18 protein-coding genes are annotated in these 25,889 nt (G+C 62.4%); 9 read left to right on the plus strand and 9 right to left on the minus strand.

The annotated features are described in order from the left end of the window. Positions 1 to 2: 2 nt before the first annotated feature. From BLU48_RS08395 to uvrA, 4 genes are all read left to right on the plus strand, one after another. Positions 3 to 1,418 (plus strand): Y-family DNA polymerase, encoded by a 1,416-nt coding sequence (locus BLU48_RS08395; RefSeq protein ID WP_057025073.1) that lies wholly within the window; start codon positions 3 to 5, stop codon positions 1,416 to 1,418. Next, positions 1,394 to 4,486 carry an error-prone DNA polymerase gene (locus BLU48_RS08400; protein WP_197678342.1) on the plus strand — a complete coding sequence of 1,031 codons (3,093 nt, stop codon included), beginning with the start codon at positions 1,394 to 1,396 and terminating at the stop codon, positions 4,484 to 4,486. The genes BLU48_RS08395 and BLU48_RS08400 overlap by 25 nt, the downstream gene beginning before the upstream one ends. Before the next feature lie 107 nt (positions 4,487 to 4,593). After that, on the plus strand, positions 4,594 to 6,306 hold the full coding sequence (locus BLU48_RS08405) for an ATP-binding protein (protein WP_057025075.1): 1,713 nt from the start codon (positions 4,594 to 4,596) through the stop codon (positions 6,304 to 6,306). After that, the gene (gene uvrA, locus BLU48_RS08410; protein WP_057025076.1) at positions 6,303 to 8,822 is read left to right on the plus strand and encodes an excinuclease ABC subunit UvrA; all 2,520 of its coding nucleotides are present in this window, start codon (positions 6,303 to 6,305) and stop codon (positions 8,820 to 8,822) included. The genes BLU48_RS08405 and uvrA overlap by 4 nt, the downstream gene beginning before the upstream one ends. Positions 8,823 to 9,141: 319 nt before the next feature. On the opposite strand, the gene tkt is transcribed toward uvrA, so the two are convergent. Further along, the gene (gene tkt / locus BLU48_RS08415) at positions 9,142 to 11,196 is read right to left on the minus strand and encodes a transketolase (RefSeq protein ID WP_057025077.1); all 2,055 of its coding nucleotides are present in this window, start codon (positions 11,194 to 11,196) and stop codon (positions 9,142 to 9,144) included. Between the two features lie 175 nt (positions 11,197 to 11,371). On the opposite strand from tkt, the gene BLU48_RS08420 reads away from it, so the two are divergent. Beyond that, on the plus strand, positions 11,372 to 11,596 hold the full coding sequence (locus BLU48_RS08420; RefSeq protein ID WP_057025078.1) for a YdcH family protein: 225 nt from the start codon (positions 11,372 to 11,374) through the stop codon (positions 11,594 to 11,596). Positions 11,597 to 11,735: 139 nt separating this feature from the next. On the opposite strand, the gene hglS is transcribed toward BLU48_RS08420, so the two are convergent. After that, entirely contained in the window at positions 11,736 to 13,112 is a 1,377-nt protein-coding gene (gene hglS / locus BLU48_RS08425; RefSeq protein ID WP_057025079.1) for a 2-oxoadipate dioxygenase/decarboxylase HglS, read from the minus strand. A 237-nt stretch (positions 13,113 to 13,349) separates the two neighbouring features. On the opposite strand from hglS, the gene BLU48_RS08430 reads away from it, so the two are divergent. Both BLU48_RS08430 and BLU48_RS08435 read left to right on the plus strand, forming a co-directional pair. Continuing rightward, a complete protein-coding gene (locus BLU48_RS08430) occupies positions 13,350 to 15,986 on the plus strand; it encodes an MGH1-like glycoside hydrolase domain-containing protein (RefSeq protein WP_057025080.1) in 2,637 nt (878 codons plus the stop codon). Between the two features lie 126 nt (positions 15,987 to 16,112). Next, positions 16,113 to 16,742 carry a hypothetical protein gene (locus BLU48_RS08435; RefSeq protein WP_057025081.1) on the plus strand — a complete coding sequence of 210 codons (630 nt, stop codon included), beginning with the start codon at positions 16,113 to 16,115 and terminating at the stop codon, positions 16,740 to 16,742. Positions 16,743 to 16,808: 66 nt separating this feature from the next. On the opposite strand, the gene BLU48_RS08440 is transcribed toward BLU48_RS08435, so the two are convergent. After that, positions 16,809 to 17,123, minus strand: a complete 315-nt coding sequence (locus tag BLU48_RS08440; RefSeq protein WP_057025082.1) for an SCP2 sterol-binding domain-containing protein — start codon at positions 17,121 to 17,123, stop codon at positions 16,809 to 16,811. Positions 17,124 to 17,179: 56 nt separating this feature from the next. Then, a complete protein-coding gene (locus BLU48_RS08445) occupies positions 17,180 to 17,890 on the minus strand; it encodes a histidine phosphatase family protein (protein ID WP_057025083.1) in 711 nt (236 codons plus the stop codon). A gap of 193 nt (positions 17,891 to 18,083) precedes the next feature. On the opposite strand from BLU48_RS08445, the gene sohB reads away from it, so the two are divergent. Next, complete coding sequence (gene sohB / locus BLU48_RS08450) at positions 18,084 to 19,109, plus strand: protease SohB (RefSeq protein WP_057025084.1); 1,026 nt, start codon at positions 18,084 to 18,086, stop codon at positions 19,107 to 19,109. A gap of 463 nt (positions 19,110 to 19,572) precedes the next feature. Here sohB and BLU48_RS08460 read toward each other — a convergent pair whose 3' ends face one another. Beyond that, positions 19,573 to 21,081 carry an MFS transporter gene (locus BLU48_RS08460; protein ID WP_057025085.1) on the minus strand — a complete coding sequence of 503 codons (1,509 nt, stop codon included), beginning with the start codon at positions 21,079 to 21,081 and terminating at the stop codon, positions 19,573 to 19,575. 150 nt (positions 21,082 to 21,231) lie between these two features. On the opposite strand from BLU48_RS08460, the gene BLU48_RS08465 reads away from it, so the two are divergent. Beyond that, entirely contained in the window at positions 21,232 to 22,128 is an 897-nt protein-coding gene (locus BLU48_RS08465; RefSeq protein ID WP_057025086.1) for a LysR family transcriptional regulator, read from the plus strand. Here the strand turns inward: BLU48_RS08465 and dhaL are convergent. The 4 genes from dhaL to BLU48_RS08485 all read right to left on the minus strand — a co-directional run bounded on the left by dhaL (position 22,085) and on the right by BLU48_RS08485 (position 25,804). Next, positions 22,085 to 22,732, minus strand: a complete 648-nt coding sequence (gene dhaL / locus BLU48_RS08470; RefSeq protein WP_057025087.1) for a dihydroxyacetone kinase subunit DhaL — start codon at positions 22,730 to 22,732, stop codon at positions 22,085 to 22,087. The genes BLU48_RS08465 and dhaL overlap by 44 nt on opposite strands. Before the next feature lie 2 nt (positions 22,733 to 22,734). Then, on the minus strand, positions 22,735 to 23,736 hold the full coding sequence (locus BLU48_RS08475) for a dihydroxyacetone kinase subunit DhaK (RefSeq protein ID WP_057025088.1): 1,002 nt from the start codon (positions 23,734 to 23,736) through the stop codon (positions 22,735 to 22,737). 168 nt (positions 23,737 to 23,904) lie between these two features. Continuing rightward, positions 23,905 to 25,020 (minus strand): MDR/zinc-dependent alcohol dehydrogenase-like family protein, encoded by a 1,116-nt coding sequence (locus BLU48_RS08480; RefSeq protein ID WP_057025089.1) that lies wholly within the window; start codon positions 25,018 to 25,020, stop codon positions 23,905 to 23,907. Positions 25,021 to 25,048: 28 nt separating this feature from the next. Beyond that, entirely contained in the window at positions 25,049 to 25,804 is a 756-nt protein-coding gene (locus BLU48_RS08485) for an SDR family oxidoreductase (protein ID WP_057025090.1), read from the minus strand. Between the last annotated feature and the right edge of the window lie 85 nt (positions 25,805 to 25,889).

Raw genomic sequence — 25,889 nt, forward strand, 5'->3', positions numbered from 1 at the left:
CCATGCGTTGGGTGTGTATTGTCTTCCCGCAATTGGCGCTGGACGGGGCGCAGCGTGTGCATCCCGAGCCCGACCAACCCCTGGCACTGCTGGCCGGCACGTCGCAGCGGCGGGTGCTGCAAACCGTCAATGCCGCCGCCCGGGCCTTGGGCCTGCGCCCCGGCCAATCCTTGACGGCGGCCCATGCCCTGGCCAAAAGCTTTGCCTGCGTCGAATACGACCCCTTGGAGATCGAGCGCCTGCAGCAGTTACTCGCCGCCTGGGCCTACCGTTTCAGCTCCCAGGTCAGCCTGTATTACCCGCGGGCCTTGTTGTTCGAGATCGAGTCGAGCCTGGGCCTGTTCGGGCCCTGGCCGCAGTTCGAGGCGCGTTTGCGCAAGGAATTGACCGAGCTTGGCTTTCGTCACCGCATCGTCGCTGCGCCCAATCCTGCGGCGGCAAGGGTGTTGGCGAACCTTTACGATGGCCTGGCCGTGGCCGATGACAGCGCCTTGATGCACGCCCTGGCGCTGCTGCCCATCGACCGCGCCGGCCTCGAGCCGCAAGCCGCCACGGCTTTGTCACGCATGGGCCTGCGCACCCTGGCCCAGGTACAGGTACTGCCCCGGCACACCCTGGCGCGGCGCTTTGACGCCAGCCTGCTCAAGCACCTCGACGCCTTGAGCGGGCAACGGCCCTTGGCCTTGGGGTTCTATCAGCCGCCGGACCAGTTCGATGCGCGCATCGAGTTGAACTTCGATGTGCAATCCCACCAGGCGCTGCTGTTTCCCTTGCGCCGCTTGACCGGCGACTTGTCGGCCTTCCTTTGCGGGCGCGACAGTGGCGTGCAGCGCTTCGACCTGCATCTGGAACATGCCCAGGCACCGGACAGTGTGATCAAGGTCGGCCTGCTCAGCGCCGAACGCGAGCCCTTGATGCTGTTCGAGCTGGCCCGCGGGCGCCTGGAGCAGGTCCAGGTCACCTCGCCGGTGCGCGGCTTGCGCCTGGTGGCCGAGGACTTGCCGGTGTTCGTGCCGCAGCGCCAGGACCTGTTCGACGACCGCCCGCAACAAACCCTGCCATGGGAACAACTGCGCGAACGCCTGCGTGCGCGCCTGGGGGATGACGCCGTGCAGGGCTTGCGTTTCCACGCCGACCACCGCCCCGAATGCGCCTGGCAGGCCGCGACCGACAGCCGACCATGCCCGAGCTTGAGCAAGGTCCGGCGGCCCGGCTGGCTATTACTCGAACCGACCTTGCTGGCAGAGCAAGGCGTGCGCATTCTGATGGGGCCGGAGCGCATCGAGTCCGGCTGGTGGGATGGCGCCGATGTGCGCCGCGACTATTACCTGATCCAGACCCGTGCCGGCCAGCAAGGCTGGGCCTACCGCAACGTCGGGAACAGCGATGGGCTGTGGCTGCAAGGCTGGTTTGCATGAGTTACGCCGAGCTGCACTGCCTGTCCAACTTCAGCTTCCAACGCGGTGCCTCCAGCGCCCTGGAACTGTTCGAGCGGGCCAAAGCCCAAGGCTACAGCGCTTTGGCGATCACTGACGAATGCACGCTGTCGGGCGTTGTGCGAGCCTGGCAAGCGGCGAAGGCGGTAGACCTGCCGCTGATTATCGGCAGCGAGATGCGCCTCGAAAACGGCCTGAAACTGGTGCTGCTGGTGGAAGACCTCAGCGGCTATCAGCACCTGTGCCGTTTGATCACCCTGGCCCGGCGTCGCGCCGAAAAAGGCCGTTATCGCCTGCTGCAGGAAGACTTCGAGCAACCGTTGCCCGGCCTGCTGGCACTATGGGTGGCACAAGACGAGGACACCCAAGCCTCGATCCAATGGTTGCGCCGTACCTTCGCCGAGCGCCTGTGGCTGGCGGTGCAGTTGCATTGCGGCCAGGACGACGAACGCCACTTGGAACAGCGCCTGCAATTGGCCGCCAGCCTGCACATCCCCGCCGTGGCCTGCGGCGATGTGCATATGCATGCACGCGGGCGTCGCGCCCTGCAAGACACCATGACCGCCATCCGCCACCACGTAGCGGTGGCCGACGCCGGCACGCTGTTGCACCCCAATGGCGAGCGGCACCTGCGTAGCCTGGATGCCCTGGGCGGGCTCTACCCGCAAGCACTGCTGGACGAAACCCTGGCGATAGCCCGGCGTTGCACCTTCGACCTGAGCCAGCTGCGTTACCACTATCCGCGGGAACTGGTGCCCAGCGGCCATGACGCCGCCTCCTGGCTGCGTGCGGTCACCGAAGAAGGCATTGCCCGGCGCTGGCCCAAGGGCGTCGATGCCAAGACCCTGGAACAGATCGATAAAGAGTTGAAGCTGATCAGCGAGCTGGGCTACGAAAGCTATTTCCTCACGGTGCACGACATTGTGCGCTTTGCCCGCAGCCGTTCGATCCTGTGCCAGGGCCGAGGTTCGGCGGCCAATTCGGCGGTGTGCTTTGCCCTGGGCATCACCGAGATCAACCCGAGCCTGACCAGCCTGTTGTTCGAGCGCTTCTTGTCCAAGGAGCGCAACGAGCCGCCGGATATCGACGTCGACTTCGAACACGAACGCCGCGAAGAAGTGCTGCAATACGTCTTCCAGCGCTATGGCCGCCACCGCGCGGCATTGACGGCGGTGGTCAGCAGCTACCACGCGACCGGCGCGGTGCGGGATGTGGCCAAGGCCCTGGGGTTGCCGCCAGACCAGATCAATGCGCTGGCTGACTGCTGTGGGCGCTGGAGTGACGACGCGCCGCCCCTGGAGCGCCTGCGTGAAAGCGGCTTCGACCCGGACAGCCCACTGTTGCGCCGTGTGCTGACGCTGACCCAGCAATTGATCGGCTTTCCTCGGCACCTGTCCCAGCATCCCGGCGGCTTCGTGATTTCCGAATACCCACTGGATACCCTGGTGCCGGTGGAAAACGCCGCCATGGCCGAGCGCACCATCATCCAGTGGGACAAGGACGACCTCGACGCGGTGGGCCTGCTCAAGGTGGATATCCTCGCCCTGGGCATGCTCAGCGCAATTCGCCGCTGTTTCGACCTGCTGCGCCGTCATCGCAATCAGGACTTGAGCCTGGCAAGCATTCCCAAGGAAGACCCGGCGACCTACGCGATGATCAGCAAGGCCGACACCATCGGTGTGTTCCAGATTGAATCGCGGGCGCAAATGTCGATGTTGCCCAGGCTCAAGCCGCAGACGTTCTATGACCTGGTGATCGAAGTCGCCATCGTGCGTCCGGGGCCGATCCAGGGCGGCATGGTGCATCCGTATTTGCGCCGACGGAACAAGGAAGAGCCCACGACCTATCCCTCGCCGGCATTGAAAGTGGTGCTGGAGCGGACCCTGGGCATCCCGCTGTTCCAGGAACAGGTGATGCAGATCGCCATGGTCGCCGCCGACTACAGCCCCGGCGAGGCCGACCAGTTGCGCCGCTCCATGGCCGCCTGGAAGCGTCATGGCGGGCTGGAGCCGCACCAGCAACGCTTGCGCGACGGCATGCTCAGGAACGGCTACACCGAAGCCTTTGCCGCGCAGATTTTCGAGCAGATCAAGGGCTTTGGCAGCTATGGCTTCCCTGAGTCCCACGCGGCCAGTTTTGCCTTGTTGACCTACGCCAGTTGCTGGCTCAAGTGCCATGAGCCGGCAGCTTTCGCCTGCGCCCTGATCAACAGCTGGCCCATGGGCTTCTACAGCCCGGACCAGATTCTGCAGGACGCCCGGCGCCATCGCTTGCAGATTCGCCCGGTGGATGTACAGGCCAGTGACTGGGATTGCAGCCTGGAACCCATCGACGGCCAGCAGCCGGCGATTCGCTTGGGCTTGCGCATGATCTCGGGGTTTCGCGAGGAAGACGCACGGCGTATCGAAGCCGTCCGCCAGCGGCAACGCTTCAGCGACATCGCCGATCTGGATGCACGCGCCGGCCTGGATGCCCGGGCCCAGGCGCTGCTGGCGGATGCCGGTGCCTTGCGCGCCCTGGCCGGTAACCGTCATCAGGCGCGCTGGGATGTGGCCGGCGTGCACCAGCAGCTTGGATTGTTTGCCGGCCTGCCGAGTCCCGATGAAGCGGTGGTGGCGTTACCCGCGCCCAGCGTAGGTGAGGACCTGCAGGCCGATTACGCCACGCTCGGCACCACCCTTGGCCCGCATCCCTTGGCTCTGCTGCGCAGCGAGTTGCGCAAGCGACGCTGCCGCAGTTCCCAGGAGCTGCTGGCCGTGGAACATGGACGCAACGTCAGCATTGCCGGGCTGGTCACCGGTCGCCAGCGTCCTGGTACGGCCAGTGGCGTGACCTTTGTCACCCTGGAAGATGAATTTGGCAACCTCAACGTGGTGGTCTGGCGTGACCTGGCCGAGCGCCAGCGCCAGGCGCTGGTGGGCTCGCGGTTGCTCAAGGTGGACGGCCGCTGGGAGGCGGTGGGCGAGGTGCGGCACTTGATCGCCGGGCGCCTGACTGACCTGACGCCGCTGCTGGCAGGGATCACTGTGCGCAGCCGGGATTTTCATTGAGGCCGCTGGTTTCTGCGCTTACGATCGCCTAATTTGTACAAGATGAAACCATCTCGCGCCGGTGCGCTCCAAAAGTTGCGATTGTCCTCTTTGCGCAGAGTTGAACCATGCCATTTTTATCCAACCCTCACGGCTGTGACGGCTGGGCCGGCGAAATGGCCCAGCGTATTCGCGCGTTTGACTGGTCGGCCACCGACCTTGGACCCATCGGCTCTTGGTCCACCAGCCTGGCCTGTACCGTACAGATGATGCTGGCTTCGCCGGTGCCGATGGTGATGCTGTGGGGGCGCGCCGGCTACATGATCTACAACGACAGCTATTCGGCCTTTGCCGGCGGCCGTCACCCGTATCTGCTCGGCACGCCGGTGGAATTGGGCTGGCCGGAAGTGGCCGAGTTCAACCGCCATGTGGTGGACACCTGCCTGGCGGGCGGCACCCTGTCTTTCAATAACAAGGACCTGGTGCTGTCGCGTAACGGCAAGCCGGAAACCGTGTGGCTGGACCTCTATTACAGTCCGGTTGCCGGCGATGACCAGCAACCGGCCGGGGTGCTGGCGATCGTGGTCGAGACCACTGAGCTGGTGAAGTCCGAGCACGTGCGCCAGGAACTCACCCACAACCTTGAACAGCGGGTGGCCGCCGAAGTGCAGGCGCGTTCTTCTGCCGAAGACCAGTTGCGCCAGTCCCAGAAGCTGGAGGCGATTGGCGGCCTCACCGGCGGCGTGGCCCATGACTTCAATAACCTGCTGCAAGTGATCGCCGGCAACCTGCATTTGCTCGCCCGCCATGAGCCGGACAACCCCCAGGTGCAACGTCGCGTCAACGCCGCGATTGCCGCGGTGGAACGTGGCGCCAAGCTGTCCTCGCAACTGTTGGCGTTTGCCCGGCGCCAACCCTTGTCGCCGGCGGTGTACAACCCGCAACGCATCTACGCCGGCCTGGGCGAGCTGCTGCAAAGGGCGTTGGGGGAAACCATCCATATCGATGTGCAGTTGCCTCAGGATTCCTGGTGCATCAACGTTGACCGTAACCAGTTGGAGAACGCGCTGCTCAACCTGGCGATCAACGCCCGCGATGCCATGCAGGGCGAAGGCGTGATTCGTATCACCGGCGAAAACATCATCCTCAACCCCGCCGATTGCATCGGTAAAAGCATCAAGCCCGGCGAGTATGTGCGCCTGGCGGTGGCCGACACCGGCGTGGGCATGTCCGAGGCGACCCTCAAGCGTGCGTTCGAACCCTTCTTTACCACCAAGCGCGAAGGCCAGGGCACCGGCCTGGGGCTGAGCATGGTGTTCGGCTTCGTGCGCCAGAGTGGCGGGCATGTGGACATGTGGAGCGAGGAGGGCAAGGGCTCGGTGGTGCAGATGTATTTCCCCCACAGCCTGGAGCCCGAATGCCTCGACGCGCAGGGTGAGCTGGACCTGCAGAGCGGCGGCCAGGAAACCATCCTGGTGGTCGAGGACAATGAAGGCGTGCGCCTGACCGTGGTCGAGTTGCTGGAGCAGTCGGGCTACACCGTACTCACCGCCGAGGATGGCGATCACGCCATGCAAGCGTTGCACGACGGCTTGGCGCCTGACCTGATCTTCACTGATGTGGTCATGCCCGGCCGGGTCAAGAGTACCGACCTGGCCGACTGGGCCCGGGCGCAGAACCCGCCGGTGGCGGTGTTGTTCACCTCCGGCCATACCCGCGACATTCTGTCGTCCAATCATCTGCTCAGCGCCGATATCCATCTGCTGAGCAAACCCTATAGCCCCGATGCCCTGACGCAGCGCGTACGCACGGTGCTCACCGCAAGACAAGGTTGCCCATGACTTCACAGCGCAACATCCCTTCGCTCACCGCCCAGCAGTCGGGCTTCGTGCGGGTGCGTGGCGCCCGCGAACATAATTTGCGTAACGTCGATGTGGACATTCCCCGGGATGCCCTGGTGGTATTTACCGGCGTGTCCGGCTCCGGCAAGTCGTCCCTGGCGTTTTCTACCCTGTATGCCGAGGCCCAGCGTCGCTATTTTGAATCGGTGGCGCCCTATGCGCGACGCTTGATCGACCAGGTCGGCGTGCCGGATGTGGACAGCATCGAAGGTTTGCCGCCGGCCGTGGCCCTGCAACAGCAACGTGGCACGCCGAGTGCGCGCTCCTCGGTGGGCAGTGTCACCACCTTGTCGAGCTTGATCCGCATGCTGTACTCCCGCGCCGGCAGTTACCCGCCGGGGCAGGCCATGCTGTATGCCGAGGACTTCTCGCCGAACCTGCCCCAGGGCGCGTGCCCGCAATGCCATGGCCTGGGCCGGGTGTATGAAGTGACCGAAGCGCTGATGGTGCCCGACCCGTCCCTGACCATCCGCCAGCGTGCAGTGGCGGCCTGGCCGTTGGCGTGGCAGGGCCAGAACCTGCGCGACATCCTTGTAACCCTGGGCTACAACGTGGATATCCCGTGGCGCGAGCTGCCGAAAAAACAACGCGACTGGATCCTGTTCACCGAAGAAACTCCTACCGTGCCGGTGTACGCCGGCTTCACCCCAGAGCAGACCCGCGATGCGTTGAAGCGCAAGCTCGAGCCCAGTTACCAGGGTACGTTCAGCGGGGCCCGGCGCTATATCCTGCACACCTTCGCCCATACCCAGAGCGCGCTGATGAAAAAGCGCGTGTCGCAATTCATGCAAGGCAGTGCCTGCCCGTTGTGCCACGGTAAACGCCTCACCCAAGCAGCGCTGTCGGTGAAGTTTGCCGGGGTGGATATCGGTGAATTGTCGCAACTGTCCCTGGCGCAACTGGCCGAGTTGCTGCGCCCGGTAGCGGCCGGGCAGGACAAGATGAAGCTGTCGGTGGAAAAACGCCTGGCGGCCCAGCGCATCGCCCAGGACCTGCTCGAGCGGGTCAGTACCTTGATCGACCTGGGCCTGGGCTACCTGTCCCTGGAGCGCAGCACGCCGACCTTGTCGTCCGGGGAATTGCAGCGCCTGCGCCTGGCGACCCAATTGGGCTCGCAGTTGTTCGGCGTCATCTATGTGCTGGACGAGCCCTCGGCAGGCCTGCACCCGGCGGATGGCGAAGCGTTGTTCACCGCGCTGGAGCGCTTGAAGGCCGCGGGTAATTCGTTGTTTGTGGTGGAACATGACCTGGAAACCATGCGCCGCGCCGACTGGCTGATCGACGTCGGCCCCGCCGCCGGTGAACATGGCGGGCAAGTGCTGTACAGCGGCCCGCCTGCGGGGTTGGCGCAGGTCGAGGCATCGCAGACCCGCGAATACCTGTTCGCCGAACAGCGCCCTTCGAATCCGCGGCGCCGCGAACCCAGTGCCTGGCTGAAGCTGGAAGGTGTGACGCGTAATAACCTCAACGGACTGAAAGTGGATTTCCCGCTGGGCTGCTTTACAGCAGTAACCGGTATTTCCGGCTCGGGTAAATCCAGCCTGGTCAGCCAGGCGCTGCTGGAACTGGTGGGCCAGGGCCTGGGGCGTGTACTGGAAAGTGACGACGAGCCGAGCCTGGAAGACGCAGCCCCCCAAGCCAGTGGCGGGCATATCAGCGCCGGGCTGGAACACATCCGCCGCCTGGTACAGGTGGACCAGAAACCCATCGGCCGCACCCCGCGCTCCAACCTGGCGACCTACACCGGGCTGTTCGACAACGTGCGCAAACTCTTCGCTGCCACGCCAGCGGCCAAGAAGCGCGATTACGACGCCGGGCAATTCTCCTTCAACGTCGCCAAGGGCCGTTGCCCGAACTGCGAAGGCGAAGGCTTTGTCAGCGTTGAACTGTTGTTCATGCCAAGCGTGTATGCGCCATGTCCGACCTGCCATGGTGCGCGCTATAACCCTGAAACCCTGGGGATCAAATGGCAGGGCTTGAATATCGCTCAGGTATTGGGACTGACGGTGGAGCAGGCGGTGGACGTGTTTGCAGAACAGCCTGGGGTGTTGCGTTCATTGCAAGTGCTGCGCGATATCGGCCTGGGTTACCTGCGCCTCGGCCAGCCGGCCACCGAGTTGTCCGGTGGTGAAGCGCAACGCATCAAGCTCGCTACCGAGCTGCAACGCAATGCCCGTGGCGCTACGTTGTATGTGCTCGACGAACCCACAACCGGACTGCACCCCAAGGACGTCGACCGCTTGCTCATCCAGTTGAATCAGTTGGTGGATGCGGGGCATACAGTGGTTGTAGTGGAGCATGAAATGCGCGTAGTGGCCCAGAGTGACTGGGTAATCGATATCGGCCCGGGGGCAGGGGACCTGGGTGGGAAGGTAGTGGCGTGTGGCACACCGCAGAAGGTTGCCAAAAGCAAGAACAGCCGCACGGCGCCCTATCTGGCCAGAGAGCTGGTCTAAAGCGTGATGATGTTCAAATGTGGTAGGGGGCTTGCCCCCGATGGCGGCGGGTCAGTCACAGATGTATCACTGACACGCCCTCATCGGGGGCAAGCCCCCTCCCACATTTAGATCAATGTTCTGTCAGTTGGATTTGTTGCTTGGCCAACGCCGCCGAGGCGCGCTGTTCATCACTACCTTGGCGCCGGCCTGGAGAGCTGATCTAAAGGTTGATGATGTTCAAATGTGGGAGGGGGCTTGCCCCCGATAGCTGCGGGTCAGTCACAGATGTATCACTGACACGCCCTCATCGGGAGCAAGCCCCCTCCCACTTTTTTGATCAGTGCTTGGTCAGTTGAATTTGTTGCCTGGCCAGCTTCACCACATTCTCCACGGTGAACCCGAACTTCTCCTGCAACTTGGCCAGCGGTGCCGAGGCGCCGAAGCTGTTCATCACTATTTTGGCGCCGGTCTGCCCGACATAACGGGCCCAACCCAAGGGACCTGCCTGCTCCACCACGACCCGGGCTTTTACTGCCGGCGGCAAGACGCTGTCGCGGTAAGCCTGGTCTTGATCTTCAAACAACTCCCAGCTCGGCATCGATACCACCTGCGCGGCAACGCCTTCGCCCTTGAGCTGTTCATAGGCAGCCACTGCGAGACTAACCTCACTGCCTGTGGCGATCAGAATAACCTCGGGTTGATCCGCACCGGCCAGCACATACGCCCCCTTGGCCGCCCCGGACGCTGGCGCATACTGGCTGCGATCCAACGTGGGCAGCGGCTGGCGCGACAGCACCACACAGCTCGGCCGATGGGTTTGGGCCAGGGCCACTTTCCACAGTTCCAGGGTTTCATTCGCGTCACCCGGGCGCAGGGTCAGCAGCCCCGGGGTGGCGCGCAGTTGGGTCAGGTGTTCGATAGGTTGGTGCGTTGGCCCATCCTCGCCTACGCCGATGGAATCATGGGTGAATACGAAGATTACCGGCAGTTCCATGATCGCCGCCAGGCGGATCGGCGGTTTCATGTAGTCGCTGAACACCAGGAAGGTCGAGGTGTACGGACGCAGGTAGGACAGTGCCATGCCGTTGGCAATCGCGCCCATGGCATGTTCGCGGATACCGAAGTGCAGGTTGCGCCCACTGTAGTCATCTGCGCTGAAACGCCCGGCGCCGTCGAAGGTGAGGTTGGTCTTGGTCGAGGGCGACAAATCCGCCGAGCCGCCCAGCAGCCACGGGATTTGCTGGGCAAAGGCATTCAGCACTTCGCCACCCGAGGCACGACTGGCGACGCCTTTGGCATCGGCGGCGAAGCTCGGCAGGTGCGCTTGCCACTGCTCGGGCATTTCCCCGGCGCGCATGCGCTGCAGTTCATCGGCCCGTTGCGGGTCGAGGGACGCCAGGGTCTGGTTCCACTCGGCGTACAGCGGTTCGGCGCGTTCGTACAGGGCATCGCGCAATACCGCACGGGCCTCTTCGGGCACCAGGAAACTCGAATCCTGCGGCCAGCCATAGGCAGCCTTGGTCAGGCGAATTTCGTCTTCGCCCAATGGCTCGCCATGGGCGGCGGCGATGTTGTGTTTGTGTGGCGAACCGTATCCGATCACGCTGTCGACCACGATCAGGGTCGGTGCACCGGTGTTGGCCTTGAAAGTTTCCAGGGCCACGCTCAAGGCCTGCAAGTCATTGGCATCGGTGACGTGCACGGTGTGCCAGCCGTAGGCCTGGAAGCGCTTGATCACGTCTTCGCTGAACGCAAGCTCAGTGTGGCCCTCGATGCTGATGGTGTTGTTGTCGTAGATCCAGCACAGGTTATCCAGCTTCAAGTGGCCGGCCATCGACGCCGCTTCGCTGCTGATGCCTTCCATCATGTCGCCGTCACCGCACAGGGTGTACACGTCGTAGTCGAACAGCACCTGGCCGTCGCGGTTGAAACGCTCGGCCAGCCAGCGTTCGGCCATGGCCATGCCGACGCTGTTGGCGCAGCCCTGGCCCAGCGGGCCGGTGGTGGTTTCTACGCCGGTGGTCATGCGGTACTCGGGATGGCCTGGCGTCTTGGAACCCATCTGCCGGAACTGCTTGATATCGTCGAGGCTGATGGCCGGCTGGCCGGAACGCTTGCCGTGGGCGTCAATCTCCACCACACCGGCCAGATGCAACAGCGAATACAGCAACATCGACGCATGCCCCACCGACAGCACAAAACGATCGCGGTTTGGCCAGTCCGGATGCTCAGGGTGATAGCGCAGGAAGCGACTCCACAATGTGTATCCCACCGGCGCCAGGCCCATGGGCGTACCCGGGTGGCCCGAGTTGGCCTTCTGCACGGCATCCATGGCCAGGGTGCGAATAGTGTTAATGCATTGGGTGTCGGCAGCAGTGGCAACGTGATTCATAAAAACGTTCTCCCTCGGGTGGCGATCTATAGTGGAGGGCAGGGCACGGCAAAGGTTTGATCCCATCGCCAGGGTTACGACGAACGGACGCGTATTGACCTGGCACATGACAAGACCGGTTGGAATGGGCTAGTTTCAAGGGCGTAGGCCATTGAATAACTTGTGGAGGTACGCCATGCCAGTGAAACACGACCTGTATCAGGACTTGGGTTTTAGCAAGGAAGCCGTTCACGAACGCAGGGCGAGTGACAAGCGGCTGGACGCGTTGCTTACGCAATATGACGTTGCGGACGGGGAGGTGCTCAAGGCAGAAAAAGCCAGTGCCAGCGATGAGGATGTGGAAATCCTGAAGAAGAAACGGCTGCTGATCAAAGACGAGATTGCAGGGCGCTTGGGTTAACAGCAACGCGGCAATATTTGTTCAGATTTACCAGCGGGACATTGTAGGACTCAGTCTTTATGATGCGCCCCGTCCACCCGGCTCTGGGGACTGTTGTGGCGCAAGGATTGTGCTGCTGAGCCGGGGAGGACGCCCTATTTCATGCCAGCAGTGTGCCCAAACATTCATCAATGGAACGCTGCTGCGTCTGGCCGTAAAGCTGCAACTCATCGATCGTCTTGCGCCCCAGCGCCTGTTCGAATTGCGCCTGGTTGGAGTTGGCCGCGTAATGACTCTGCGCCGCATCCCCCAGGTTTGACTGGAAGATTCCCGCCGCACTCACCGGCAGGAAATCCTCGTACACCAATGGCTCCACCGTCACGTGACCGGCGTTGACCAGCGCTTGCAACTCACGCGGCTGGTCGGCCTGGCCGCGGGCTGCCAGGCCTTTGTCGGTGACGAAGTAGCGATAGTACGCCAGGCCCTGTTCCCGCATCTGCCCATGATCATCGGGGAACGCCTGAAAGTGCTGTTCCAGCAATTGCACATAGCGTTGGGCATTGGCCTCAGTGGGAAATGCGCCGAGTTCATCGCGGGCGGCGTTCAGCAGTTGGTCGTACAGCGCACGGCCCTTGGGCGTCAGTGCGACACCGCGTTGTTCGATTTCGCCGAAGCGTGCGCTGTGGCTGCCGTGGGCATCGGTGAAGGCGATGGGTTCGTCGAGGGCCTTGAAGCTGGTCTGGCGCAGCAGGATCGGGCATTGGCGCCGCGGTGGGCCTTCGATCACCGCCTTGGGCGTGATGCCTTTGCCGGGCATGGCGGCTTGCACCTGGTCAATGTCCAGAGTGCGTGGGGTAAGGTGGTTGATATGCGGGCCCTTGAACGCCACCACGTCGGCGATCAGGCGATGCTGGTCGCTGAGTTGCTGGTACTGCGCGCGCGTCACCGTGGCGGTGTGGTGCCAGCGGAAAGTCTCCAGGGCTTGGCAGATAAAAACCTCGGCGTCACTGGCATTCAGGCCACCTTGTGTTTCAGCTTGTTCGATCAACGCCAAGGCGCCGGGGGTGAAGATCGAGCGCTTGGCCAGGGCGCTTTCGGCGAACGTGCGCAGCGTTGGGTTTTCGATCAGTTCCAGGCGCAACAATGAGGTGAACACGCGAAACGGGCTGGTTTGCAGTGCGTGTTCATGCACGGCGCGAAAGGCGGTGGAATGCACCGGCACCCCGGCGGGGGTGAGGTCGTAGTAGCCCACCGGTTGCATGCCCATGACCGCGAACAAGCGGCTGATGGTCGCCAGTTCCGCAGCGGTGCCCAGGCGGATGGCGCCGTGGCGCTCCCTGTCCAGGCGCTGGATTTCCCCGGTGCGTTGCAACTGTTGCGCCAGGCGCGGTTCGCGGTCGAGCACGCCGGCATTGGTCTCGGCCACCAGTTCCAGCAGCGCGCCGTACAGCGGAACTTCATCGCGGTACATGTCGGACATGGCCTTGGAAAAGCCCTTGCGGATCTCATCGGGGCTGACATGTGCAGTGGCGTGCATAGAAAAATTCCTGATGGCTATGGCGATGAAAGTGGCCTTTGCCTGATTTTGTTGAGCCGCAGCCCGGCTTGCAAACGAAGATTCCTCAGGACTTCATTCTGCAAATGAATGATGACCTGAACATGCGAGAACCAACTCGCCCGGTCTTCAACTACACCCACTTCTCAAGTCTTCATGTGCAACCGGGCGTCATTGGGTTTTACACTGCCCCTCACTGTGTAGGTGATGGAGGACTCAATGACGGCCGTACCCGCAACCCGCCTGCTGGACACGATTGAAGGCCAGCGCCTGCTCACGCAGGACGCCGAGCGTTGGCGCGAGTGGGGCCCGTACCTGAGTGAGCGCCAATGGGGCACGGTGCGCGAAGACTACAGTGCTGACGGTGACGCCTGGGCCTACTTTCCCCATGAACAGGCACGCAGTCGCGCCTATCGCTGGGGCGAGGACGGGTTGGCCGGTTTCAGCGATAAAGCGCAACGCTGGTGCCTGGGCCTGGCGCTATGGAATGAGCGCGACGCAATCCTCAAGGAACGCCTGTTTGGCCTCAACAACGCCGAGGGCAACCACGGTGAAGACGTCAAGGAGCTGTACTTTTTCGTCGATGGCGTACCGAGCCATGCCTACATGCGCATGCTGTACAAATACCCCCATGCCGCTTTTCCCTATGCCGACCTGATCGCCGAAAACGCCCGCCGCGGGCTGGGCGATGCCGAGTATGAAATCCTCGACACCGGTGTGTTTGAAGACAACCACTACTGCGACGTCAGTGTCGAATACGCCAAGCACCAGCCCGACGATATTTTCATGCGCGTCACCGTGCACAACCGCTCGGACCAACCAACGCGCCTGCAGGTGCTGCCCCAGCTGTGGGCGCGCAATGACTGGAGCTGGACCTTCGATGCGCCCAAGCCCAGCTTGACCCTGGAGGGCGACCGCGTGCTGGCCCGCCATCATGAACTGGACGATCGTCATCTCAGCGCCTGGGGCCAGGACGGCGTGCAATGGCTGTTCTGCGAAAACGAGAGCAACTTCGCCAAACTGGGCGGGCAGCCGACGCCCGGGCCGTTCAAGGACGGCATCAACGATTACGTGGTAGAGGGTGATCAAGGGGCCATTCGCGGTGACGCGGGCACCAAGGTGGCGGCGCGATTCAGTCTTGAACTGGCGGGCCTGGAGAGCAAAAGCCTCTATCTGCGCTTTGCCCCTCTGGACGCCCCCGAGGTCAACGCACGCAAGTTGTTCGAACAGCGCCGCCAGGAGGCCGATGACTTCTACGCAGCCTTGCAACAAGGCATCGCCGATGACGATGCGCGCAATGTACAGCGCCAGGCCCTGGCCGGCTTGCTGTGGTCCAAGCAACTGTACTATTTCGACGTCAACCAGTGGCTCGACGGCGACCCGGCCCAGCCTGCGCCGCCGCCCGAGCGTTTACATATCCGCAATACCCATTGGCGGCACCTGTCCAATTTCGACATCCTGTCCATGCCCGACACATGGGAATACCCGTGGTACGCCTCCTGGGACCAGGGCTTCCAGGCGGTGGCCATCGCGCTGATCGACCCGGGCTACGCCAAACAGCAGCTGTTGTTGCTGGTAAAGGACCGCTTCATGCACCCCAACGGCCAGCTGCCCGCCTATGAATGGCGCTTCGACGACGCCAACCCACCCGTGCACGCCTGGGCCAGCTGGCGTGTGTATCAGCAGGACAAGGCGTTGACCGGGGTGGGCGACATGGACTTCCTCGAGCGGATCTTCCACAAGCTGCTGCTGAATTTTTCCTGGTGGGTCAACCGCAAGGATGCCGAGGGCCGCAACCTGTTCCAGGGTGGGTTTCTTGGCCTGGACAATATCGCCTTGTTCGATCGCTCCGCCGCGCTGCCACCGGGTTACCAGTTGGATCAAGCCGACGGCACCGCCTGGGTCGCGGCCTATGCCCTGGACCTGATGCGTATCGGGCTGGAACTGGCCAAGCGCAATGTTGTGTACGTGGACATCGCCGTGAAGTTTTTCGAGCATTTCCTGTATATCGCCGGCGCCATCAACCGCGTCGACGACAGCGCCGAAGGCCTATGGGATGAGCAGGATCTGTTCTTCTACGACGTACTGCATCGCCCCGACGGCCAGAATGAACCGGTGCGCCTGCGTTCGATCGTCGGCCTGATGCCGTTGTTCGCGGTGCTGGTGCTGGAGCAGCGCGAGCATGAGGGGCTGGAAGGATTGCGCGAGCGTCTGCTGGGGTTTATGCATCACCGACCGGACTTGGCCAAACTGGTCTCACGCTGGAACGAACCGGGGCAGGGCAATCGCCTGTTGCTGGCGTTGCTGCGCGGCGAGCGCACCAAGGATCTGCTGCGCCGCATGCTGGATGAAAACGAGTTCCTGTCGGCCTTCGGCGTGCGCTCCTTGTCCAAGGCGTTCGCAGAGCAACCCCTGGCGCTGCAGATGAATGGCGACACGCTGTGCGCCAGTTACCAGCCGGGCGAGTCCGACTCGCGTTTGTATGGCGGCAATTCCAACTGGCGCGGGCCGCTGTGGATGCCGGTTAACTACATGCTGATCGAATCGCTGCGCGAGTTTCACCGCTACTACGCGGATAACTTCTCGGTGGAGTACCCCACGGGCAGCGGTTATCTGGCGTCCCTTGAGGAAGTGGCAAACAGCCTCAGCCAGCGCCTCACGCGCTTGTTTCTACGCGATGAAAATGGCCTGCGCCCTTCGATGGCGGGGTATGCGCAATTGGAAGCGGACCCGGCCAGTCGCGATCTGGTGTTGTTCCATGAGTATTTCCACGGCGAAACCGGGCGTGGCCTGGGGGCGTCGCATCAGACGGGGTGGAGTGCGTTGGTGGCGTTGTTGCTGCAGCCGAAAAGCTAAGCCGCACCACTGACTTGCTTTTCTGTGGGAGCTGCATTGCTTGCGACATTGCAGGCAAAAAATCCCGCCACCAAAAGGCTTGAATCAGGTAGATTCGCCGGCCTTACCCTTACAAGGATGTAGATCATGGCAAACCGCGCCATCGTTTCAAGCCCTGCCAACCTGCTGGGCGCATTGCTGGTCAGTGCCGCTGCGTTGCTCGCCTGCCTGCCGGTTGGCAGCGCCGGTGCGCAGGAGCTGAGGGCAATGTGCCTGGCATGCGATGTCGGCTTTGCGACCGATGCGACTAAATGGGTCAAGAACGGCATGTACCGTCTTGACGCAGTGACGCTGACGGATGACGAAAAGGAGATGGGTGCAGAAGCCGACGAGAAACGCAAAATGACCCGGATCAAACCTTTGGTTCTGGGCATTGATGAAAATGATGCGTTGGTTCAGGCAAGCGTAGACGCAATCGATGCCATGGGTAATTCCGGACGCGATAGCACTGTGTTGGAGCAGCAGTGGCCCGACCTGACTCGTCGTGCGCGGTACGCGTACAGTCTTTTTATGGCTGAAGATCAACCTGTGGACTTTTATAAAGTCTATGTGCGGGTAGGTCGCAATCAATACATGGTGACGGTTGGCCGGGACGTGGAGAGCGGCGAATTCAAGATGAGACCGGGCCATTGGCGGTTCCTCAATGAATACGGCAACCCGGGTTCGCCAGAAGAAGTGGCGCAGTTTAAAAAAGTCGAAGCCGCTGCTGGGCGTTGATAACGAGGCTTGGGCCAGAAATGAAAAATCCCGCCGGAAGGCGGGATTTTTTTGAGCGCGGCGTTATCAGGCCGGGAACAGCTCGCTCAGCTTCATCGCCAGCATCATGTCGCCTTCGGTGCGCAGTTTGCCGCCCATGAAGGCCTGCATGCCGTCGGTGGAACCGTCGACGATGCCTTCCAGGGTTTCGCTGTCCATGACCAGGGTCACTTGGGCGTCAGGGTTTTCGCCTTCCAGCAGTTCGCAGGTCTTGTCCTTGACCACCAGCGAAAAGTTCTTGGTGTCGTCGATGCGGAAACCGAATACCAGGTCCAAGCCTTCGGCAGCGCTTGGGTTGAATTTGGCTTTCATTGCTTCTACTGCTTTGGCTACGTCAGTCATGGTTTCGATCCTTTTATGGTGAGTCCAGTGACCTTGGGGTCACGGTTGGCCACAGCTCATCGGAAAGTGATGAGCTGCGGCGCCTTCAACAGTTGCAAGTGGGCATGGTTGTTGAAGGAAGCCAGTGCCACCTCGCGACCGCGGAATTTCAGCTGGTTGAGCGAGGTGTTAACAATTTGCCAGTTCATTTCGAACGCCTGGGCGGCGGGCATTCGGGTAATCAGGTGGAGCAGGGCGGTGATGGTGCCGCCGGAGGTGAATACGGCGATCTTGTCGGCGTTGTCGGCGGCTTCGAGGATACGCTGCAAGCCGCCCTGGACGCGTTCGACAAACCCCAGCCAGCTTTCCAGCTCCGGTGGGTCATAAGTGCCGGCCAGCCAGCGCTCGACAATCAGCGCGAAGATACGCTGGAACTCGCTGCGGTTCTGCGGGCCGTTACGCAGGATGTGCACGGCATCGGGTTCGCTGCCGAGCAGGTCGGGCAACAGGCCGCGGATGATCGCTTCGCCGTCGAATTCGTTGAACGCGCTGTCGGTCTCCAACGTCGGAACCGGGAGGCCAAGGGCGCTGTATTGATCGAACGTGGCGCTGGCGGTGTGCTGCTGGCGGCGCAGGTCACCGGCGATGCAGCGGTCGAAGCTCAGGCCCAGGTCGACCAGGTGGCGACCGAGCACTTGCGCCTGCTCCACGCCAACGGGCGATAGGACGTCATAGTCGTCTGCACCGAAGGAGGCCTGGCCATGTCGAATCAGATAGATGCTGCCCACGTCCGTTTTCCCGGTACGTTGAAAGTCTGGCGAGGTTATGAGGATGCCTGCAAGCTGTCAATGAAAAAACATACGCTTGTTTTAAAAGCTCGTTGGAGCCCGCCTGCTGGCGGTTTGATCACTGGCTCCTGCGCGATGGCGTCGGTATGCTGGGGCCATCCGCGCCTGGCGCAGTGCATTCTTAAGGAGACATATGGATTTTTTGGCCGAATACGCGAGCTTTCTGGCGAAGACCGTCACTCTGGTGGTCGCTATTCTGGTGGTACTGATCAGCTTCGCAGCCCTGCGCAGCAAAGGTCGTCGTAAATCCGCCGGCCAATTGCAGGTCAGCAAGCTGAATGATTTCTACAAAGGCCTGCGCGAGCGCCTGGAGTCGAGCCTGCTCGACAAGGACCAGCTCAAGGCCTTGCGCAAAGCCGAGAGCAAGACTGAAAAGAAAAAGGGCAAGAAGAAACCCGAGCTCAAGCCGCGAGTGTTCGTGCTGGATTTCGACGGCGACATCAAGGCCTCGGCCACCGAGAGCCTGCGCCATGAAATCACCGCGCTGCTGAGCCTGGCCACACCCAAGGATGAAGTGGTACTGCGCCTGGAAAGCGGCGGTGGCATGGTGCACAGCTATGGCCTGGCTTCGTCGCAACTGGCGCGCATCCGCCAGGCCGGTGTGCCATTGACCGTGTGCATCGACAAGGTGGCGGCCAGCGGCGGCTACATGATGGCGTGCATCGGCGAGAAGATCATCAGCGCACCGTTCGCCATCCTCGGCTCCATCGGCGTGGTCGCGCAGTTGCCCAACGTCAATCGCTTGCTGAAAAAGCACGATATCGACTTCGAAGTGCTGACTGCCGGCGAATACAAACGCACCCTCACGGTGTTTGGCGAAAATACTGAGAAGGGCCGGGAGAAGTTCCAGGAAGACCTGGATATCACCCACCAGTTGTTCAAGAACTTCGTCTCGCGGTACCGCCCGCAATTGGCGATTGACGATGTAGCGACCGGTGAAGTGTGGCTGGGTGTGGCCGCCCTCGACAAACAGTTGGTCGACGAGCTGCAAACCAGCGATGAATACCTGGCCACCAAGGCCAAGACTGCCGAAGTGTTTCACCTGCACTATGCCGAGCGTAAAAGCCTGCAAGAGCGCGTGGGCCTGGCGGCCAGCGGTTCGGTAGACCGGGTATTGCTGACCTGGTGGAGCCGGCTGACCCAGCAGCGGTTCTGGTAACCATCCTCAGGTTGTAGGCGGTCCCCTGTGGGAGGGGGCTTGCCCCCGATGGCGGCCTGACAGCCGACTAGGATGTTGGATCAGACCGGGTACATATCCGTTATTTGGGCAACGACCACTATTGGTTCCGCTTTTACAGCGGGTCACTTTGAAAAGCGCAAAGTAACCAAACGCTCTTGCCCCACCACTCGGCACCTCGCTTAGGCTCGGTGTGCCCGTAATCCGACAGGGATTTGGGGGGCCGCCGCCACGCGCCATCCATGGCGCGGGGCGGCTAAACCGGCATCCCTGCCGGTTTACCCCCCAAATCCCTGTCGAATTCCGGCCAGCGTGGTTTGACGGGGCGCCTCAGATCAAAAGCAGATCAAGATCAAGAGCGGCTCGCTTCGCATCGTGGTTACCTTTAGCTGCTACGAAGTTGTGTAGGTGCCGATGCTCATCGGGAGCAAGCCCCCTCCCACATTTAGCTGTGTGTGGGTATCGGCTTGCGCATCAGGCTCCCCACCACCAGCGCGCCCAGCAACCCCAATAAACCCGCCACCCACAACACCCCGCTGAACCCACCCACAAACGCCTGCCGCGCCAGCGGTTGCACCGTCACCCTTGCCGCCTCGGGCACCAGATCCAGCGCCGCGGGCATATCACCGGCTACTACCCGCGAAGCAATACCCGCCACCTGCGCCTGCCACTGCGGGTCGATACTCGCGCTCAGCAACTGCTCGCTGTGGCTGCTCAGCAATGCGCCATACACGCCGATGGCCAACATGATTGCGCTGAAACGCATGGTGGTGCTCATGCCCGAGGCCATGCCTGCGCGATCTCGCGGCACGCAGGCCATGATGTTTTTCTGCGTGTCGCCATTGAGTAACCCCGCGCCTGCACCGGTGACGGCGATTGCCAGGGCAAAGGGCAGATACCCGCCAGCCTGCACGGCCCACGCACTCAACAGATTGCCGCAGCCCACCAGGGTCAAGCCGCTCGCCATCATGGTCGCCGGTGTGAAGCGGCCCGCCAAGCGTGCACCGATGCGTGGGCAGACCAGCATGGTCAAGGCAAACGGCAACATGCCCAGGCCCGAGGCAATCGCGGAAAAACCCAGGCCGTTCTGCAGGTAGAACGGCAGAAGCGTCATCATCACCTGGGCGCACCCGGCATAGGCAAACATGCCGAGCAAGGCGCCGATAAAGCGCGGGTGCCGAAACAGCTGTAAGTCCACCATCGGTCGCTGCTGCAGGTGCTCGGCCAGCACAAATACGCCCATCAACAGCCCGCCACCGATGAGGCGGGCGTAGGTCAGCGGGCTGTCCCAGCCGATGCGATTGGCCTCGATCAGCCCCCAGATCAGGCACAGCAAGCTGCCACTGAACGCCAGGCTGCCCCTGGGATCCAGGCGCGCCGATCGGGTATCGCGGGACTCGGGAATCGCCCGCAGCACCAAGGCCATCAGTACCAGCCCCACCGGCAGGTTGAGATAGAAAATCCAGCGCCAGCCCAGGTACTCGGTGATCAAGCCACCCAGGGTCGGCGCGGCGGTCATCGCCACGCCCATGCACGCGCCCCAGAACGCCCAGGCCTTGGCGCGTTCTATTTCATCGTGGAAGGTATGCCCGATAGATGCCAGTGCCGAGGTCAGCAGCAGCGCCGCACCCACCCCCTTCACGGCCCGGGCGATGTCCAGCCACAGCGCGGTGGGTGCTGCGCCGCAGCCCAGGGACGCGAGGATGAAAATACCCAGGCCCCAGACCAGGGTTTTCTTGCGGCCAAAGCGGTCGGCGATACTCCCGGCCGGCAACAACAAGGCGGCGAATGCCAGCATATAAGCGCTGACTACCCACTCGATATCGGCAAAGTTGGCGCCCAGGTCGCGGGCGATGCTCGGCAGCGTGACGGCAACGATGTTGGTATCCAGCACGATCAACGAGCAGGCAGCGGAGGCGGTCACCAGCGTCAGGCGTGGACTGACCCGGCTCACAAGCAAATTACCTGGTAGGCAATACGGAAATCTCGGTTGACTTGCATCGCAAGGGCTCTCTAGTGTTCAGGTAATGCGAGCTTATCCCTGGCTAATCACATTTTTGTTAGGCACCAGGAAGTACTTCATTACCTTTGAGCTAATGCTGCCATGGAAATCCGCCATTTTCGTTACTTCCTGGCCGTGGCCCGGCAGCGCAATTTCACCCGCGCCGCCGAGCAATTGGGTATTGCGCCGCCGACCCTGAGCCGGCAAATCCAGGACATGGAAGCCAGCCTGGGCACGCGCTTGTTTATCCGCCGGCAGCGCGAAGTCAGCCTCACCGAAGCGGGTGCCGCGCTGCTGAGCGAGGCTGAAGCCGCCGTGCGCCAATTCGAGTTCGCCCAGCGCAGTGCCCAGCGCGCCGGGCGTGGCGAGATCGGGCATATCGAGTTAGGTTACGTGGCCTCGGCGCTGTACTGCGGGCTGTTGCAGCGCCAGGTGCGAGGGTTCAGCCAGGCGTTTGCCGATGTGAACGTGAACCTGCGCGAATGGGCCATGGCTGCGCTACCGGGCGCGGTGGCCGATGGGCGCTGCGATATCGGTTATATCCGTTCGCCGATGACCCTGCCGGACGGCGTTGAGGCGGTGCGCCTGGACAGCGAAGGCTTTGTGCTGGCGCTGGCTCATGACTCATGGCTGCTGGGACTCAAGGCAATCACCTGCGAGCACCTGGAAAACGAGACTTTTATCCTGCCGGAACAAATCAGCGGCACCTTGCATGTCGCCGCTCAGGGCGGCTACGCACCGCGTCTGGGCGCGCAGCCGGGCGGGTTGGTGGCGGTGGTGGCCCTGGTGTCGTTGGGGCAGGGGGTTGCGGTAGTGCCGGCATCGATGGTCGGGCATGTGAGCCTGCCCGGCGTGGTGTATCGCAATATCCAGGGCAATGAGGCGTCGTCGTGGTTGTCGTTGATTTACCGGCGCTTTGAAAAAGCGCCGGCGGTGGCGCGGTATATCCAGCAGGTCAAGCAGTCAGTCGCGGCTGCACCGAGTCGGCCAGGCGCGTAAGAATCAGGCAACACGACACCGCCCCGGCGTCCAGCACCCCGAGAGAGCGCTCGCCCAGGCGACTGGCGCGGCCGATCTTGGCCACCAGGTCCTTGGTCGAATCGCGCCCCTGGGAGGCGGCGGTTTTCATCGCCTCCAGCGCATCGTTGAAAGACGCCCCGGATGCATGTGCCTGTTCAAACGCCTCTACTGCAGGAATAAGGGTATCCATCAGGCACTTGTCGCCCACGCCCGCCTCGGTGATGTCCTGCAATGAAGTCAAGCCGCCGCGCAACAGATGGGCGAAGGTCGCGGCGTCGATGTCTTCACAGTTGCGCACTTCGTCGGCCATGCCAATAAACAGGCTGCCATACAGCGGGCCCATGGAGCCGCCGATGCCTTCCATCAGGCTCAGGGTCAGTTCATCCAGGGCTTGGGCCAGGCTCAGTTGGCGGCCTTCGATAGTGCGACCGCAGTGGGCGAAGCCCTTGGCCATGTTGATGCCGTGGTCACCGTCGCCAATGGCGCCGTCGACTGCGCTGAGGTATTCGCGATTGGCCACGATGACGCTGACCAGGTCGGCGACGATGGCGCTGCCGTCACGGGTGGAAAAGTGCTGGCTCATGTTTACTCCGCCTGGGTCATGCCGATGGAACGGCAGGGTTGGTCGATCAGGGTTTTCAGCTCGGCGTCGAGGCCGAGCAGGGTCAGGGTCACGCCCATCATTTCCAGGGAGGTGAAGTAGTTGCCGACGTAGCAGCGATGGATCTTCAAGCCCTTGGCCTTGAGCTGTTTTTCCACCTCGGCGTAGAAAATGTACAGCTCCATCACAGGCGTGGCGCCAAGGCCGGAGACCAGCACCACCACGCTGTCGTCCTGGCTGAAATCGCGGTCGGCGAGGATCGGTGCGAGCATGCGCTCGGCCATGGCCGCAGCCGGCTCGATCGGGATGACTTCGATGCCCGGCTCGCCATGATGGCCGATGCCCAGTTCCATCTGGCCGTCAGCGATCTGGAAGTTCGGCTTGCCCACGGCGGCGATGGTGCACGGCGTGAGGCCGATGCCAATGGAGCGGCACTGGTCGACGGTTTTCTGCGCGACGCGAATCACCCCGTCCAGGTCGTAATGCTGGGCGGCGGCGGCACCGCCGATCTTCCACATGAAAATTTCCCCGGCCACCCCGCGACGCTTGGCGATGTCGGCCTTGGGTGCCGACGCCACGTCATCGTTGGCCACTACGGTGCGGATGCGCATGTCTTTGCTGGCGGCCATCTTCATCGCCAGCTTGACGTTCATATTGTCGCCGGCGTAGTTGCCATACAGGCAGGCCACGCCCGCGCCATGGTCGGCGGCGCGGAAGGCGTCGAAAAAGCTCTTGGCGGTGGGCGAGGAGAAAATCTCGCCGACGGCCACGGCGTCCACCAGGCCCGGGCCGACATAGCCGAGGAACGCCGGCTCATGCCCGGAGCCGCCGCCGGTGACGATGCCGACACGGCCCTGGGCGGACGGCCTGGCCTTGACGATGACCCGTGGGTTGGTCTCGTACTGGCGCAGTTCGGGGTGCGCGACCAGGATGCCGCGCAGCATGTCCTCGACCACTTGGTCGGGATCGTTGATGACTCGATTCATAACGCGGGTTCCTGTGTTCTTGTTCTGTTGGTTCAACGCAGTTCAGTGTGGGAGGGGCGGTGCGACGATTCGACTTGCCCCCGATGGCGGTACAACAGTGAAAAATCAGTTGGTTGACACACCGCTATCGGGAGCAAGCCCCCTCCCACATTTGGACCTGTGGTGTGCTTAAGGCTCGAGTACAACTTTGAGCGATTTATCGCCGCGCTCCATCACCGCAAACGCCTCCTTGAAATCCGCCAGGGCAAACTTGTGGGTCACCACATCGCGCATGTCGATCTTGCGGTTGCCGATAAAGTCGATGGCCCGCGGGTACATATAGGGCCCCAGGTGCGAGCCGAGGATGTCCAGCTCCTTGCGGTCGCCGATGATCGACCAGTCCACCGTGGCTTCGTCGTTGAACACGCTGAATTCGACGAAGCGCCCCAGCTTGCGCAGCATCGCCAGGCCCTGGTTGACCGCCTTGTGGTGCCCGGTGGGTTCGATGTAGATGTCGCAACCGTAGCCATCCGTGATCTCGCGGATTTTCGCCAGCACATCCACCTCGGCCGGGTTCCAGACTTCGTCGGCGCCCATGCGCAGGGCGAGGGCGGCGCGTTCGGGTTTAATGTCCAGCACGATGAGTTTTTTCGGGTTGCGCAACCGCACCGCGCCGATGATGCCCAGGCCCAAAGTGCCGGCGCCTGCGACCACTACGATGTCGTCATGGTCGACGTTGGCGCGCTCCGCCGCGTGCAGCGAGCAGGCCAGCGGCTCGATCAGGATCGCTTCGTCGGGCGCGATGGATTCCGGCACTTTGTGGATGATGCCTTCCTTGGTGAAGATCATGTACTGGGCCATGGCGCCCTGCACATTATTCTGGAAGCCATACAGGTCGTGCTTCTGGCACATCCAGTACTGGCCGTGGTTGCAGAAGCGGCAACCCCAGCATGGCACGATCTGTTCGGAAATCACCCGGTCGCCGACCGCCACGCCACGCTTTTCGGCACCGGGGCCTAGGGCGACTACACGGCACACGAACTCATGTCCGGGAATCATCGGCGGCTTCACATAGCGCGGTTGCTCGGCATCGCCCCAGAACGACGGCGCGCCGCGATAGGTCTTGATATCGCCCATGCAGATGCCGCACAGCTCGACCTTGGTGAGGATCTCGTCGGGGCCGGGCGTGGGCACGTCGACGGTTTCCAGGCGATAGTCTTCCGGGCCATGGCAGACCACGGCCTGCATGGTTTTCGGGATGCTCGGGGCGAGTTGTTGCGGTGTGCGTTCGGTGACGGTGGACATGACAGGACCTCACGACATAAAGATGGAATTACTGAATGCTGTAGCCGCCATCGATCACCATGTTGGCGCCGGTGATCATCTGCGCGGCATCGCTGAGCAGGTACAACGCCAGCCCGGCGATTTCTTCAGGCAATGCAAAGCGCCCCGCCGGGATCTGCAATTTGGCCCGCTCGCCCACTTCACCAGCCCAGGCTTTTTTGCCCAGGGCGGTTTCGACGATGGTCGGGGAGATGGCGTTGACGTTGATCTGCGGCGCCCATTCCATGGCCAGGACCTTGGTCATGCCGACGATGGCCGCCTTGCTGGCGCAATAGGCGACGTGACGGTCCAGGCCGATGACGGCGGCCTGGGACGCAAGGTTGACGATGCGCCCGCTGCCCTGGGCGAGCATGTGCTTGGCGCACGCCTGGGCCACGAAGAAACTGGCTTTGAGATTAATATCCAGGGTGGTGTCCCAGGCGCTTTCACTGACCTCGATGGCCTTGTCCAGCAGCACCACGCCGGCGCTGTTGATCAGGTAATCCAGGCGTTGGAAGTGTGCGAATACGCGGTCGATGGCGGGTTGTATCTGGCCGGTCTGGCCGAGATCCACGGCGATGCCCAGGTGCCCGCTACCCAGGCTGGCGGCAACTTCAACCACCGCCGGGTCGCGATCCAGCAACGCCACGCGGGCACCGCGTTCCACCAGCAGGGTGGCACAGGCCAGGCCGATGCCGGCGGCACCGCCGGTGATCACCGCACAACGGCCACTGAGGTCGAAGGCTTGGTTCCAGAAACCAGACATGAATAACTCCATTTTCGAAAACGGTGAAGATCAAAATGTGGGAGGGGGCTTGCCCCCGATAGCGGTGTAACAGTGATAAATCAGG

The sequence above is a fragment of the Pseudomonas synxantha genome (assembly GCF_900105675.1).
GTDB lineage: Bacteria > Pseudomonadota > Gammaproteobacteria > Pseudomonadales > Pseudomonadaceae > Aquipseudomonas > Aquipseudomonas synxantha.